14 protein-coding genes and 1 tRNA gene are annotated in these 13,180 nt (G+C 50.4%); 3 read left to right on the top strand and 12 right to left on the bottom strand.

Annotated elements, in window-relative coordinates; genetic code table 11:
- Position 1: 1 nt before the first annotated feature.
- The 8 genes from PsWM33_RS05055 to PsWM33_RS05020 all read right to left on the bottom strand — a co-directional run bounded on the left by PsWM33_RS05055 (position 2) and on the right by PsWM33_RS05020 (position 5,112).
- The gene (locus tag PsWM33_RS05055; protein ID WP_063299444.1) at positions 2-562 is read right to left on the bottom strand and encodes a GNAT family N-acetyltransferase; all 561 of its coding nucleotides are present in this window, start codon (positions 560-562) and stop codon (positions 2-4) included.
- Positions 559-1,125, bottom strand: a complete 567-nt coding sequence (locus PsWM33_RS05050; protein WP_063299443.1) for a GNAT family N-acetyltransferase — start codon at positions 1,123-1,125, stop codon at positions 559-561. Before PsWM33_RS05050 ends, PsWM33_RS05055 begins: the two co-directional genes overlap by 4 nt.
- Complete coding sequence (locus PsWM33_RS05045) at positions 1,122-1,688, bottom strand: GNAT family N-acetyltransferase (protein WP_063299442.1); 567 nt, start codon at positions 1,686-1,688, stop codon at positions 1,122-1,124. Before PsWM33_RS05045 ends, PsWM33_RS05050 begins: the two co-directional genes overlap by 4 nt.
- Positions 1,685-2,275, bottom strand: coding sequence for a GNAT family N-acetyltransferase (locus PsWM33_RS05040; protein ID WP_082826886.1), 591 nt, complete (start codon positions 2,273-2,275; stop codon positions 1,685-1,687). The genes PsWM33_RS05045 and PsWM33_RS05040 overlap by 4 nt, the downstream gene beginning before the upstream one ends.
- A gap of 234 nt (positions 2,276-2,509) precedes the next feature.
- Positions 2,510-3,115, bottom strand: a complete 606-nt coding sequence (locus tag PsWM33_RS05035; protein WP_063294927.1) for a GNAT family N-acetyltransferase — start codon at positions 3,113-3,115, stop codon at positions 2,510-2,512.
- Positions 3,116-3,271: 156 nt separating this feature from the next.
- On the bottom strand, positions 3,272-3,541 hold the full coding sequence (rpmA, locus tag PsWM33_RS05030) for a 50S ribosomal protein L27 (RefSeq protein WP_057461576.1): 270 nt from the start codon (positions 3,539-3,541) through the stop codon (positions 3,272-3,274).
- 46 nt (positions 3,542-3,587) lie between these two features.
- The gene (gene rplU, locus PsWM33_RS05025) at positions 3,588-4,163 is read right to left on the bottom strand and encodes a 50S ribosomal protein L21 (protein WP_057461735.1); all 576 of its coding nucleotides are present in this window, start codon (positions 4,161-4,163) and stop codon (positions 3,588-3,590) included.
- Between the two features lie 601 nt (positions 4,164-4,764).
- Complete coding sequence (locus PsWM33_RS05020; protein ID WP_193778364.1) at positions 4,765-5,112, bottom strand: SH3 domain-containing protein; 348 nt, start codon at positions 5,110-5,112, stop codon at positions 4,765-4,767.
- Between the two features lie 635 nt (positions 5,113-5,747).
- Here PsWM33_RS05020 and PsWM33_RS05015 point away from each other — a divergent pair.
- Both PsWM33_RS05015 and PsWM33_RS05010 read left to right on the top strand, forming a co-directional pair.
- Positions 5,748-7,742, top strand: coding sequence for a methyl-accepting chemotaxis protein (locus tag PsWM33_RS05015; protein WP_208994401.1), 1,995 nt, complete (start codon positions 5,748-5,750; stop codon positions 7,740-7,742).
- A 167-nt stretch (positions 7,743-7,909) separates the two neighbouring features.
- Positions 7,910-7,999 (top strand) — tRNA-Ser (locus PsWM33_RS05010).
- Positions 8,000-8,007: 8 nt separating this feature from the next.
- Here PsWM33_RS05010 and PsWM33_RS05005 read toward each other — a convergent pair.
- A complete protein-coding gene (locus tag PsWM33_RS05005) occupies positions 8,008-8,613 on the bottom strand; it encodes a class I SAM-dependent methyltransferase (RefSeq protein ID WP_208994400.1) in 606 nt (201 codons plus the stop codon).
- Between the two features lie 188 nt (positions 8,614-8,801).
- On the opposite strand from PsWM33_RS05005, the gene PsWM33_RS05000 reads away from it, so the two are divergent.
- Entirely contained in the window at positions 8,802-9,998 is a 1,197-nt protein-coding gene (locus PsWM33_RS05000; protein ID WP_063299440.1) for a Gfo/Idh/MocA family protein, read from the top strand.
- Between the two features lie 43 nt (positions 9,999-10,041).
- Here PsWM33_RS05000 and PsWM33_RS04995 read toward each other — a convergent pair whose 3' ends face one another.
- The 3 genes from PsWM33_RS04995 to PsWM33_RS04985 are packed head-to-tail and all read right to left on the bottom strand — an operon-like array spanning position 10,042 to position 12,864.
- Positions 10,042-11,487 (bottom strand): uracil-xanthine permease family protein, encoded by a 1,446-nt coding sequence (locus PsWM33_RS04995; RefSeq protein WP_063299439.1) that lies wholly within the window; start codon positions 11,485-11,487, stop codon positions 10,042-10,044.
- Between the two features lie 30 nt (positions 11,488-11,517).
- Positions 11,518-12,024 carry an ureidoglycolate lyase gene (locus PsWM33_RS04990; RefSeq protein WP_063299438.1) on the bottom strand — a complete coding sequence of 169 codons (507 nt, stop codon included), beginning with the start codon at positions 12,022-12,024 and terminating at the stop codon, positions 11,518-11,520.
- Between the two features lie 6 nt (positions 12,025-12,030).
- Positions 12,031-12,864, bottom strand: a complete 834-nt coding sequence (locus PsWM33_RS04985; protein ID WP_063299483.1) for a bifunctional allantoicase/(S)-ureidoglycine aminohydrolase — start codon at positions 12,862-12,864, stop codon at positions 12,031-12,033.
- Between the last annotated feature and the right edge of the window lie 316 nt (positions 12,865-13,180).

The raw sequence follows: 13,180 nt of genomic DNA, 5'->3' as shown, positions 1-13,180 counted from the left end.
CCTATCTTATCCCCGCCACGGCAAGCTGTGGTTGCTCAGCAGACTGTGCCAGCTTGAGTTCGAAATTTTGGGTCTCAATTTCGTCGGACTCTCTGGAAGCGCAGGAATGCGTGCAGACAGAGGTTGGAACGAAGCCGTTCTTCATAAGAACGCGGAATGACGCAGGATTCTCCAAAAAAACGCACGCATCAACGTTCTCAACGCAACGCTCATTTTGTAGATAGTTTACAACGGCTTGCACGGCTTCACTCATATAACCCCGCCGCCAGTAGTATTTTCCAAGCGCATAGCCCAAAGAAGCAGATTTGCCGATCCGGTGTGCACCAATGGACCCGATGAAGCCGGTACCATTATCAATCGCCCAAACCACATCCGAATTCAGATCATTAGAATGACTACGAGTGATAAACTCATGCGCCCACTCATTAGTGATCGGATGCGGAAAGCTGGCAGTCATCCGCGCCACATCAAAATCAGAAAACAGGAACCGCAGCCGAGGATAATCATCCGGCTGAAGTGCTCTTAAAATCAAACGGTTGGTTTGTAATTCCGGAAAAATCAATGCGCTGCCTCCTGCGCTCTGGACTGCTGTGCACTGATGAAATCAAGCGGGGATATGAGGAACTCTTCTGTCGGATAATTGCCCGCGAGGCGTGCACGACTTCGTCCCTCATTCTGTCCGGTATGAACAAACCCAAGTTTTCGGATTAGTGCCTGAGATCCCGCATTGTCGCTAAAGGCATCGGCAAAGATGGAAGGCAGCTCACGTTCCAGCAGCAAGTAACGGAGAACCTCACTAACTGCCTCATACATAATGCCTTTTTTCCAATGCTCTTCTGCAAGCCAAAAGGCGAGTTCAGGTTTTCTGGAAAGGTGGCCAGCACCAACGCCACCAACCACTTCCCCCTGCAGCTCAACGGCCCAGTTCACTCCATGGCCAAGGTCTCTGGGCATAAACCTTTGCAGAAAGACCTCAGCATCCGCTTTGGTATAAGGATACGGAGCACTCGCCAGCATACGCGTAACATTCTGATTTTGCAGCAATTTAAGAATGCGAGGCGCATCCGTCTCTCTCCACTCCCGCAGTGCCAAGCTGGTCGTTCTCAAACGAGGAAAAGTGGTCATTGTGCTGCCTCCTGCACTCTGAGCTGTTGTGCTGCGATGAAATCAAGCGGGGATATGGCGAACTCTTCTGTAGGATAAGTGCCAGCCAGACGAGCTAGACTGCTCCCCATTCCTTGCCCGGTATTAACAAAACCAAGCTTGCGCATCAGCGCTTGCGATCCCTTGTTATCGCTGAATGCATCCGCAATGATTTTGGGGAGTTCGCGTTCAAGAAGAAGGTAGCGCAAGGCTTCGCTAGCGGCCTCAAACATAATGCCTTTTTGCCAATGTTCTTCAGCAAGCCACCAACCCATGTCTGGTGTTTTATCAAGCGGCCCGGCACCAATACCACCAACCACTTCTCCTTTAAGCTCGACTGCCCAATTCAAAACTTCATTCAGATTGTGAGGCATAACTTTATGCAAAAAGGCTTCGGCATTTGCCTTTGTAAAGGGATGTGGCTTGGAGGTTAGCATGCGTGTAATATTCTGATTTTGAAAGAGTTTTAGCGCGCGAGGTGCATCCGTTTCTCTCCACTCCCGAAGTGTCAGACTGGTCGTTCTTAAGCGAGGAAAAGTGGTCATAGTGCTGCTCCCATCATCACATGCGCATCACCATGCAACGCCTCAAACCGATCCCGCGGCAGATGCATGATGATATTCTCAACGTCTTGTTGCAAAGGTTTAGAGTACCGAAGGCAAACACCAGCAGGCTCAAAGCCTAGCTTTTTCAATACCTTCTGTGAAGGATAGTTCGTCGCAAACACACGAGCGGCGAAGGTGTCACATGCAGCGCGCGCAAAGCCCCAATGCAGCGCAGCAACACATGCTTCAGTGATATACCCTTGGCCATGTGCGGCTTCGGAAAGCCAATAGCCAATGGTTGGTAGTTCCGGGAACTCTTTGAGATCACCGGATTTTTGGACTTCAACGCCGCCTATAAGCTGTCCGTTACAGTCGATGGCAAACGGAAATGAGTCCGTTTTAGCATTTGCAAGGCACGCCTGTTCCACAAAGGCTTCGGCTTCCATCATGGTTGGAGGCCACGTTAACCCGGTGAGCCAGCGTGCTATTTCATAGTTAGAAGGTCCGATCTCCCAAAAGCGAGGGAGATCGTCAGATTGGAATGGGCGCAGTTGCAGCCTTTGGGTATCTATAGTTGTGGTGAGCATTGTAAAAGGCCTTGTAAATCAAACTCATGTTTCTCTAATCGTTCGTTGGAGTAGGTAAGTGAGGGTAAAACGCAGCATGGCCTCGATGACCTGGATTGCAGACAGAGCGACTGCATCAGGATCAGGTAAAAGCCTGCTGGTTTTGTGTGGTTGAGGGTAAGCCGTCACAGCCAAACAACAATCACGCTGCCGAAAGCAGGTTGCTGTCATTGCAACCTGCTGATCTGGCATCACTTAACCAGCAGAGCCCCATCGCGTATTCGCGATCCATTGGCTGCGGGTCAGTGTAAAGCGTGTGGCATCCACCACGGCCATAGCGCCGAGAGAATGCAGCTTTGTCGTTCCGTCCTGCTTAAAGCCGCACTTGGTCAGCACGCGGTGCGAGGCAGGATTGCTCACGCGACAAGAAGCGGAGAGCTCCTTAACACCATTAGCAAACGCGAATTCGATAACAGACTGAACAGCTTCTGTCGCATATCCCTGGTTCCAGAATGGCTCGCCCACCCAATAACCCAGGTGCACAGCACCAAAGTCTTCGGCAAGCGGGTTGAAACCGATAGCGCCAATAATACGGCCAGTGTTCTTCATGCGGATCGCGAACGTCGCCTGAGATGGCAACTGCACATCACACCGTTTCACGAGCGCTTTAGCGTCTTCATACGTGAAGGGATGAGGCATGTTCGTCAGTTTCTCAGCGATCCGACGGTTGTTGGCTAAAAACAGGATGTCAGCCAAATCATCCTTGCGCGCTCGGTCGATGACAAGACGCGCGGTGTCCTGCGGCGACCCGGCCGCAATGCAACTGCTTTCTTCTGGGATTTCTTCGTATTCAACTACCATGGTTTTAACTCCGGTCTACTGCCCATCCCACTGGACAAAGAAAAAGGAAAGATGGCGTCCCATCTCCCCTTTTTCTGATCTTTCGATCTGAACCGGATTTTTCCAAATCCGTCGGGGTCTGATGAGACGCCGACGATTTGGATTATCACGTCAGCGTTACTCGGCGGCGAGTGCCACCGGCATCACATTAATAAATGTTCGGCCATTGCGTTTTTCTTCGAATGCAACTTTGCCTTCGACGGTCGCAAAAATGGTATGGTCTTTACCAATGCCAACACCTGCGCCTGGGTGCCACTTAGTGCCACGCTGACGTGCAATGATGTTGCCAGGAATCACGGCTTCGCCGCCGAACTTCTTGATACCAAGGCGACGACCAGCTGAGTCGCGACCGTTGCGGGATGAACCGCCAGCTTTTTTATGAGCCATAACGAAGTACTCCTCGTTTAATCTCTAGGACAGAAACTTGCGCGAATTACTTCGCTGCGAGTTCCTTAGCCTGTGCAACCCAGTTATCACGTTCGAAGCGGCCTTTAGTGCCAGTTTCTTCTTCAACGCGGGCGATGTCTTCAGCAGAAAGAGCTGCGATTTGTGCGTAGGTAGAGATACCTGCAGCATTCAGCTTTTTCTCAATTGCTGGGCCAAGACCCTGCAATTTTTTCAGATCGTCGGAACCTTCAGCAGCTGGTGCAGCAGCAGCTTTCTTAGGAGCGGCGGCTTTTTTAGCTGGCTTAGCGCCACTGGTCAGGATGTCGGTGATTTTCACAGTAGTGAAAGCCTGACGATGACCATTACGACGACGGGAGTTCTGACGACGACGTTTTTTGAAGATGATGATCTTACGATCACGACCCTGCTCAACAACCTCAGCTACAACAGAAGCGCCTTCAACGGTTGGTGCACCAATAGTGGTTTCAGCATCTGAACCAACCATGAGAACTTCGTCAAAAGTTACTGTTTCACCAGCTTCGGCAGAAACTTTTTCGATCTTCAGAAGATCGTCAGCAGCAACAGTGTACTGTTTACCGCCTGTTTTGATGACTGCGAACATGCGCATGTCCTTCTTATCTAAGCGCACCCTTTGGCGTCGCAGCAAACTGCGAACTTTGTCGACCGTTTCCTTTATGCTCTAGGAACGTCCCCTTTCGGGGAGATCGACCGCAAACTCTGGAAAAAACCAGAAGGCGGTTTCGATGTCTTGCCTCGGACAGCGCGAAAACACGGGTTTCCCCGCAATTTATGAGCTGCTGGAATATACGCAGGCATTCTGGAATGTCAACTCAGAATCTCAGCATTTTATTTGAACTTTGCGGAGAACGATCGCTCGTCAACAAAGGCGCAGTTAGCCCCCTTCTTTAGTCTGGCGGCTGATATAGCTAAAGCTCCTCAGAATAGGGAAAGTCAGGCCTAGTATGGGCAAGATTGCAAGGACTCTGTGAGCTGGCAATAGGTTTGAGGAAAGAAAACGCGGCTCCAGCAGAAATGAGCGAAACATCAATCTTTTGCTGAATAATTCAGACAACGATTCTATTTAAAGGGGATATGTAGCTGAAAGAAAAACAAAACCGCCATATTGAAGTTGAGCCGTCCAGCAGTGTTCCGGACGGCTCATATATGTTGGTTTTCGAATCCTTCTCAGCAGATTCCATAGGCTAGTTCGTGATGTAACTGACAGGAACCAAGTTATAGTGTTGGCCTGTACTAAGGTGAACGCCGTCTTTGTGGATGTAGCGCGCATTCACATAGCCGTCGACACCGTTGTAGGAGACGGCGCACCAGCGCCAGTCGCTTTGACAGGATTTGACCATCACGGTTGAGCCAGGCCTCAAGACTCTCACTACATTGTAACTGGTAGAGGGTCCCTGGCGCAGGTTAAGCCAGTAGTCACTCGTCGTGTTTGCTGACGTCAAAGTCCTGACAAGAGCTTGAGAGGTGACTGGCAAGGCAACAAATGACCCTGCGAGGATTAAGGCACACATCAGGTTGGTTAACTTAGGCATATCAATTCCCTTCATGGCCGTTTTGAGTTTTGTTGGCCGCAAAAAGCGAGTGATGCTGCATCTGAAAAATAACCTAACTTAATTTGATAATGTAAACAATCGTGTTTTTAGTTCACTATTTGCAATCGGCATACTATATATTTCTTCTTCGAGAAGAATGACTGTAAATATGTAGTATTGTTTTTGTTTTTATTATGGCTAACTGGTGAGGGCATCTGTATGCAAACTGGTTAAGGCGCATTCAATAGATGCAAAGCCCCTTTCAGAATCACTAGCGATACCCCGACAAATGCGCTCAGGGAATGTGACAGAAAAACACTTTTTGATTGATATAGATCAAAGTCAGTTGAGTACGTATCTTTGAATACTGAGGATGTTTTCGTTTTAATTATAATCTTTAGTATAGGCGTGGCAATAAAATACTACGTCAGAATACCTACAACACTAGGTTTCAATCTTTATTTGATATCAAGTTTAAGGATCGATAAACCTTCGCACTCCAACATCTGGTTAAAGTGATTTGTACATGTTCTGAGCAGGTGCTTTAGGAACTTCAGGCACCTACGGGGGCATGTAACAAACACGCGATTGTTGATATCAAGTTATTTAAACCGCATACGAGCGGGGAGCATAAAATGCGCATTCCAAAGTTCGCCTGGATATACTCCGTCGTAACTAGAGTTACAGCTCTTGGGTTGTTGCCGATACTTGTGCTGGGTGGGGCCCTGATTTCCCTCTCCCAAATGAACAGCCAGAATGCTGAGTTTCAAAAAAATACGCAGACCTATAACCAGCTGATGCAAAATGCTCAGGCGATTAGTGCTGCAGTGGATCGTATGCGCGCAATTGGTGGTGAGTTTTTGCTTCATCCAAAAGCAGAGGCATCTGACATTGCAGCAGGTGCCCGTGAGCGTGTTGTTGTATTGGTAGAAGAAACACGTGAACTGAATGTCTCAGGCATTGAGGACGAACTCTACGATAACCTGGAAGGCTATGCCTACGGGTTTTCAGAGACGTTTGGCGCAGTGGTTGAAGCAACACTAGAACGTGGCACCAGCTCAGATGGAGGTCTCATTTCAGTCCTTCAGGGGGCTAGTTCCACAATGCAGCTCGAAATTAATAAGGCACGCCGGAAACTGAACGTCAGCAAAGACATACATCGTGTCGCTGGTTTGCTAAAAGATCTTCAGGCCATGGAATGGACCATTGGCGTTGACGGGTATGAAATTGAAAAGAGTACCTTCAAAAGCCGCATCGAGCAGTTTGGCATGGTCATTCAAACAGCGAAAATGCCAGAAGAAACATCTCAGGTAGTGAGCGAGCTCTGGGCAACCTACACAGAGACACTGGAGCAGATTGAAACTCTGAATGCTGACATTCAGGAGGAAATGGTCTTCGCTCTGGAACAACTGGACGAGATGATCCCAGCTGCACAACAGCTCAATGATTTTGGTGCGGCAGGTGAATCCGAAGCAACTGCGCTTCATAATGAGGCATCAGCTGCAAGCATGCAGCGCTTCTTGTTGCAAGCTGGCGCTATGGGCATTATCGGCCTGATGATTGCGGGCTACATTGCATGGCGCATCTCTCGCCCGTTGGCGAACCTGCATACGGCCATGGGCGTTCTGGCAAAAGGGGATGTCTCAATCAATATCGAAGGCACCAAAGGCCGGGATGAGTTCGCGAAAATGGCGAAGATTCTGGAAGTTTTCCGTGCCAACGCCATTGAGCGAAATCAGCTGAACGGTGAGCGCGATGAAGACAACAAGCGTCGTCAGGAACGTGAGCAGAAAGTTGCTCTTCTGGTGCGAGAGTTTGAAAAAGCAGCAACGGCTGCAGGCGATGGTTTTAATTCCGCGATCCAGTCTTTGCATGAAGCCTCCTTCGCTTTGAATGTCACTGTCGAAAGTGTCTCTGATAAAGCTGGTAAAGCAGGTGATGCGGTCAGCCACGCATCTACATCAGTGGCAACAGTGGCATCTGCCAGCGAGGAAATGTCTCTTTCCATTAAGGAAGTCGCGTCTGAAGCGGTGAACTCCAAAGACGTTGCCGATGAAGTCGGTGGGCTTGTCATCAACACGTCCAAGACAATTCAGGAGCTGGCTGAAACTGCATCCCGTATTGGAAAAGTTGTTAGCTTGATCAAGGATATCGCAGACCAGACCAACCTTCTTGCTCTCAACGCCACCATCGAGGCGGCGCGTGCTGGCGAGATGGGCAAAGGCTTTGCAGTTGTGGCCTCTGAGGTGAAGCATCTGGCAAACCAGACCACCACGGCTACGGAAGAAATCTCGCAGCAGATCCATGCGATCCAGCAGGTGTCTACTGATGCCGTTGGCTCCATTGAAAAAGTGACGAGCATGATGGAGAAGCTATCCACCAGCTCTTCAGCAGTGGCAGCGGCTGTAGAACAGCAGTCTGTAACTGTTGGTGAAATCGCGCGTTCTGTGACCGATGCTTCTGATCAGTCTCGTATTGGTGAGTCCGAAATGGGGGAAGTTGCCAGCACTATCGAAAACTCCACCAAAACGGCAGAAGACATCAACAATCAGGCAGACAGCATCTCTGAAGAAGCTGATCAGTTTAACCGCTCGATCAAAGCCTTCCTTGAAAACGTTCAAGCCGCATAACCCTCCAGAAATGGACAGTCATTTCAACGCAGTGGGTTCGCTCACTGCGTTTTTTATTGGGAGATGACGCGTGAGCTGTGGGTTATCTGCGGTATAGCGGTCGCAGGGCTTGCCGAAGGGAAAGCTTCTTTATATGGTCCCGCAATCCTCACCACGAGGATCAATTAGGAGAGTTGCCGGAGTGGTCGAACGGGGCGGTCTCGAAAACCGTTGAGCACGCAAGTGTTCCGAGGGTTCGAATCCCTCACTCTCCGCCATTTGCTCTTTAGCCCACCTTCTCAATAATCATCGTGAGCCACTTTTCGTCAGGGCTATAGGGTTTGTTGCTCAGCGTAGTTCGGGCATCTCGAAGCTGTAGGTTCGGGAGCTGCTGCAGGATGTTGCTGAAGCGGGCTTCGGTCATCATGGAAATGCGACGCCCGTCATCGCGGATCACTTCTCCTTCTCCCTGTTTGAAAGAAGCAAACAAGGTGCCACCATTCTTGAGGGCATTGCAGAGATTGGTGAGTGTGAGAGGAAGTTCAGAATAAGGAACGTGAAGCAAAGAGGCGTATGCCCAAATAGCATCGTAAACCTGCTCGCTGATAAATTCCTGAAATGTGTTTTGCTGGACATCTATACCGATCAGTTTACTAGCCGATTTTACCATTTCAGCAGATGCATCGAAGGCGTTTACTTCAAAGCCAAGCTGCTTGAAAGCATAGGCATCACGCCCGGACTCGCATCCCGCATCGAGAACTCGCCCACCTGGCGGCACTCTCTTGAGGAACCGTTGGTAGTGCTCCTCCATGTCCAGATGCAGTGTGCGCTCGATAAAGCTCTCTGCATTCTTCTCGTAATAGGCTCGGGTGGTCTCTGATGAGTTCGGCATAAGACCTTCAACTCTCCCTTAAGTCAGCAACAAATCAGCCTGGATTTTGAAACAGTTTCTCTGAAATGACCAACATTTTTGCAAAAGAGCATTTGCAATTACCGATCTCAGACTTAATGATCCTACAGGTTCAGGTGGTGCTGTTGCGCTAACCGATATCTGTGCCTGAGAAATATGGAGAATGCATAATGACCGTCGAATCTGCTGGGCCACAACAAGTGTTGGATATTCCGAAAAAACTGGGGCGTAGACTGCGTCTGGGAATGATCGGCGGCGGTCAGGGTGCATTCATCGGTGCAGTTCACCGCATCGCTTCGCGTTTGGATGATCGCTATGAGCTTGTTGCTGGAGCCCTTTCTTCTGATCCAACGCGGGCAAAAGCGTCAGCTGAAGAACTCTATATCTCATCTGATCGTGCCTATACCTCCTTCGAAGAAATGGCAGAAAAAGAACCGCTTCGGGATGATCCGGTCGATGTAGTTGCCATTGTGACGCCTAACCATATGCACTATCCGGCAGCTCGCGCGATGCTCGAGGCCGGTATCCATGTCATCTGCGATAAGCCGATGACAACGACGAGTGAAGAAAGCGAAAAGCTTGTTCAACTGGTTGAGGAAACTGGCAAGCTGTTCCTGTTGACGCATAATTACACCGGCTACCCAATGGTCCGGCAGGCGAAAGCTATGATTGAGGCAGGTGAACTCGGGAAAGTTCGTCTGATTCAAGTGGAGTATCCGCAAGATTGGCTGACTGAGCCGATTGAGCAATCAGGCCAAAAGCAAGCCAGCTGGCGTACTGATCCAAAACGATCCGGAGCAGGCGGCTGTATCGGAGATATCGGCACGCACGCCTACAATCTTGCCTCCTTCGTATCCGGCATGAAAGCAACGGAAGTTTTGGCGGAGCTGACAAGCTTCGTAGAGGGCAGAGTGCTGGATGATGATGTGCAGATGCTGCTGCGCTACGAAAATGGTGCCAAAGGAATGCTGTGGGCGTCTCAGGTTGCTCCGGGCAACGAAAATGGGCTGAGACTGCGTGTGTATGGAGACAAAGGCGGTGTTGAGTGGGTGCAGGCTGACCCGAACCATCTGGTTTACTCACCCTATGGGAAGTCAAGCTACCGCATCACACGCGGCGGACCTGATGCAATAGAGGCCGCAAATGCAGTCTCTCGCATTCCAGGTGGTCATCCGGAAGGGTATCTGGAAGCTTTCGCAACAATCTATAACGAGTTTGCTGATGTTTTGGCTGCGCGCATTTTAGGTCAGTCAGAACCTGAGTGCAGCAAACTGCTTCCGACTGTATCTGATGGACTGGATGGATTGAACTTCATCGAAACAGCCGTGAAAAGCTCTCAGAACGGCGGTTCATGGCAGAAACTATAAGAGATGCTCCCCTCGCCATAGCAAAACGGCGAGGGGAGTTTCTTTAGGCTTGGGAGCCTGCTGGTTTGAGTGGTGGATCCTCTTGTGAGGCCATGCCGCCTGAAACTTCTTCCGTTGCTTCGGCAGTAAGCTCTTCTGGCAATACAAGATTGAGTACAATCGCGATCAGAGCAGCAGGAAGCAAGCCACTCGTCATCAAAATGCGCAGCGTGTCAGGCAGATACTGAACAGCTTTTGGATCAAGCTGCAAACCCAGGCCGATTGATAACGCAATCGCGAAGATCACCATGTTCCGGCGGTTCCAGTTGACGTCGGAAAGCATGGAGACGCCAGCGGCAACCACCATTCCAAACATAACGATCACACCTCCGCCGAGCACCTCGATGGGAATTGTGCGAATGATCGCTCCAACCTTGGGTATCAGTCCGCACACGATGAGGAATAAAGCACCAATGGTCACCACGTGGCGGCTCATCACGCCTGTCATGGCAATCAACCCCACATTCTGGCTGAAGGATGTGTTCGGCAAACCACCAAAAACACCGGCTATGGCGGTGCCAAAACCATCAGCGTAGGTTGCCCCCTGGATCTCCTTGTCGGTCGCCTCACGTCCTGCACCGCCTTTGGTAATGCCAGAGACATCGCCAACAGTTTCAACTGCACTCACAAACGCCATGAGGCAAAAGCCAACCACAGCAGCAAGGCTGAAATCAAAGCCGTAGGCGAATGGCATCGGCAGGGCGAAAGATGCAGAGCGGCCAACGCTTGTGGCAATACCGTCCACGGTCACCATGCCGACCATCATCGCGTAAAGGTATCCTGCAAGGATGCCAATCACCACGGCAGATACAGCTAAGATCCCGCGGGCATAGAACTTCAAGCCAAGCGTGACGAGAATTACAATGAGCGCAGCAGACCAGTTGAGCATACTTCCATACTCAGGCTTGCTAATGGCAGGCACACCACCCGCAGCATACTGAATGCCCACTTTCACCAGCGCCAGACCGATCATGGTTACGACAAGACCAGTCACCAGTGGTGGTAAGGCAAAGCGAATGCGGCCAATGAACATCCCTAGAATGGCATGGAACAAACCACCAATAAGCACGCCTCCAAACAGAGCAGGCAAAGCTTCAACACCTTTACCTGCAACGAGTGGGATCATGATGGGTATGAAAGCAAAGCTGGTACCCTGCACAATCGGCAAGCGGGCTCCGACTGCTCCCATTCCAATTGTTTGAAAAAGCGTAGCTATTCCGGCAAACAGCATGGACATCTGGATCATGTATGTCATGTCCGGAAAGCCTTGTGCCCCGGCATCAGAGCCAAATCCAAATCCGGCAGCACCGGCAATAATGATCGCCGGAGTAACGTTTGAGACGAACATGGCAAGCACATGCTGAATGCCAAGTGGAACCGCCTTATGTAAGGCAGGTGTGTAGTTCGGATCACGCAGTTGTTCTGGTGTCCCGATGGAATTGCTGGTCATTTAGTCCCCTCCTACTAATGACGCACAGTGTTATTCCGTTATGAGGTAGGCCTCCTTCAGCCAGTGTTCTTCTAGGTTATTTCCGTCCCCAATCCGGTCGACAACTGCGAATAGTCCTGACCCGGTGATGGGAGTCAGAACGCCGTGCCATGTGTTCCGTTTGATATTGATGGACTGGGTTGAACTCGCCATAAACGCACGTGGTGTTGAAGGCCGTCCACCTTCATCTTCGGCGACTAGGACAAGATATTCTGATTGGTTCATCGGAATGAAGCATTGCGACCCCAATGGATGGCGCTCCAACATCGTCAGCGTGTGCGGAAGACTGCGAAGTTCTGCCTGAAACAGGCTGACACCGGCACAGCCACCAATAAACTCTACGCCAGCCAAATCAGAAAAACGCTCACACCGACCTTCATTGATTATGATAGGCGATGTCCCACCGGTCTCAATCAGTTCACCAAACGGCATAAAAACCTCAGAGGTAAGCTTCTCAATCCGTATTGTGCGCTGCTCTGTCGTGGCTCGATTACTCATAGCTAATCACCTCTGAAACGAGCCAAGTTGGGCATGTCGATTGACGTCTTTGTAAAGCAAGTACCGGAAACGGCCAGGGCCGCCTGCGTAGCAAGCTTGCGGGCAAAAAGCGCGCAGCCACATAAAGTCACCGGCTTCCACCTCAACCCAATCGTTATTCAGCCGGTAGACTGCTTTCCCTTCCAAAACATACAAGCCATGTTCCATCACGTGGGTCTCAGCAAACGGTATGCAGCCACCGGGCTCAAAGTTCACGATGTTCACGTGCATGTCGTGCCGCATATCGCTGGGGTCTACAAAGCGCGTCGTCGTCCAGGCTCCATTGGTATCTGGCATGGGAGCAACCACAGCATTCTTTTCATGGGTAAACAGGGCGTCGGGCTTTGCAATGCCTTCGACAGCCTCATAGCGCTTTCGAACCCAATGGAAAGTGGCAGCTAGAGAGCTATCGTTGCGGACTTCATATTGGGCTCCAGCAGGCAGATAGGCGTAGCCACCTTCGGTAAGTGTGAAAGCCTCATTGCTCATTGTGATCGTAATCTCACCTTGAACAACAAACATCACGCCCTGCGCTTCAGGGTCTGGTTCAGGTTTAAGGGAGCCTCCATCTGGCTGAACTTCCATGATGTACTGCGAAAACGTCTCAGCAAACCCAGAGAGTGGCCGGGCAATGATCCAGGCACGCGTTTTTTCCCAGAAAGGCAGATTTGAGGTCACGATGTCCCGCATCACGCCTTTGGGAATAACGGCATATGCATTAGTAAACACTGCCCGGTCTGTCATGACTTGCGTTTGCGGAGGCAAGCCTCCCGAAGGTGCGTAGAAAGAAGAAGGCGACATGCCCTCAGAAGGGGCATCAAAGGTGCGGAGTGGCAGTGTTTGGGTACTCATATGTAAGTTTACTTCCTTGTACGACACTCACGCAATGGCAGTCCGCGTAAGTGCAGCAACCCGAATTATGTTGAATTCCTTGCCGGGGAGGTGCACTCGTCGAATTAGGGATCGACGAAGCACTGGGCAAATGTGCGGGTATCAACCGTGTCCTTTAAGCTCGTCAGCTGGCAGGGCCACCAAACTCCTCCCATCTATCAGTTTAGCCTAATAAATGAGTTGTATTATCAAAATTATTTTAAAAGTATTTCGCGAATAACTATAA

It is taken from the genome of Pseudovibrio sp. WM33 (assembly GCF_001623165.1).
Taxonomy (GTDB): Bacteria; Pseudomonadota; Alphaproteobacteria; order Rhizobiales; family Stappiaceae; genus Pseudovibrio.
The sequence above is the reverse complement of the archived record's forward strand: the minus strand, read 5'-3'. Positions and strand labels throughout refer to the sequence as shown.